Source organism: Streptomyces calidiresistens (assembly GCF_014141525.1).
GTDB classification, from domain to species: domain Bacteria; phylum Actinomycetota; class Actinomycetes; order Streptomycetales; family Streptomycetaceae; genus Streptomyces; species Streptomyces calidiresistens.
Genome location: NZ_VKHS01001228.1, coordinates 1 through 1,088, shown reverse-complemented (window position 1 = coordinate 1,088; position 1,088 = coordinate 1). Strand labels below are relative to the sequence as shown.

The window sequence follows — 1,088 nt, the reverse complement described above, 5'->3', positions numbered from 1 at the left end:
GGAGATGTTTATAAGAGACAGTCCCCGGGGTGGGGCCGGGAGCGGACCGGTCGCTCGACGGTCCGCCCCCGACCCCCCGCGGAAGGGGTGTCGGCCCGGGTGTCCGGGAGTTCGGCGCGGCCGGGGCCCGTCGCCGCGTGTGTCACCCGGTGTCGCACCGAGACATCGGGTGCCGGTACACGTCGACGGGACCCCGGTCCGCGCCGGGGCCGAACCCCCGCCGCGGGGCGGGGTCGGAGGTCACCTGTAGGTGATGTCCGAGGTCTGGTGGACGCAGTGCTTGCCGTCGGCGTCGGTGCCCAGGCGCTTGGGCTCCTTACCCGAGTTGTTGCCCTCGTACTTCTGGCAGATCACGATCCTCTTCGAGGAGTCCCCGAGGATGGTGACCCCCTGGAAGGTCGCGGTGTCGCCGTAGTTGGTGTTGATGCCCGCGAGGCGGGTGCCCGGGGCCTTCACCTCCAGGTTCCGGAACGTCACGGACCGCTTGTACTGCGTTCCGCAGTTGCCGCAGGAGCGGTAGAGGGTCAGGAAGTCCTCCACCGCGAAGTTCTCCACGATGAGCCGGCCGCCGCCGTTGTGCTGGAAGACCTTGTCGGAGGCCTTCCGGGCGCCGCCGCCCTTGACGTTGAAGACGGCGTCGTTGCCGCCGCGGAAGGTGGCGGCGTCCTCGCCGACATCCTCCCACCAGACGTTCTCGATGGTGCAGGACCCCTGGCAGTGCACGCCGTCCGCACCCGGCGCGCCGATGATCACGTTCTTCAGCTTGGCGCCGTCGGCGAGCTTGAAGACCGGCTTCTGGCTCTCGCCCTGGCCGCCGTCGCCCAGACCGACGGGGATGTACCGCTTGCCGCCGCCGTCGAAGGTGCCCTTCACCTCGATGGTCGCGGTGACCCTCTCCTCGCCCTTGGCCGACGGCCACGTGGCCGCGCTCGCCGAGGACATCAGGGTGCCGGTCACGGCGGCGCCCGCGATCAGGGCGGTGGCGCCCGCGCCGCCGATCAGCGCGCGCCGCTTGAGGCGGCGCGACCTGTGCTGTGCCATGCGATGTTCCGATCGTTCCGATGTGGGGGTGCGGGGGTGTCACGGGG

General features: G+C 70.8%; 1 protein-coding gene. It reads right to left on the bottom strand.

Annotated features, from left to right (window positions below):
* Positions 1-240 precede the first annotated feature (240 nt).
* Positions 241-1,041 (bottom strand): pectate lyase, encoded by an 801-nt coding sequence (locus FOE67_RS26550; RefSeq protein WP_182667365.1) that lies wholly within the window; start codon positions 1,039-1,041, stop codon positions 241-243.
* Positions 1,042-1,088: the final 47 nt, after the last annotated feature.

What these genes read in the sequence shown, in the direction of transcription:
- FOE67_RS26550 (WP_182667365.1), bottom strand. Translation starts at nt 1,041, where the DNA reads ATGGCACAGCACAGGTCGCGCCGCCTCAAGCGGCGCGCGCTGATCGGC.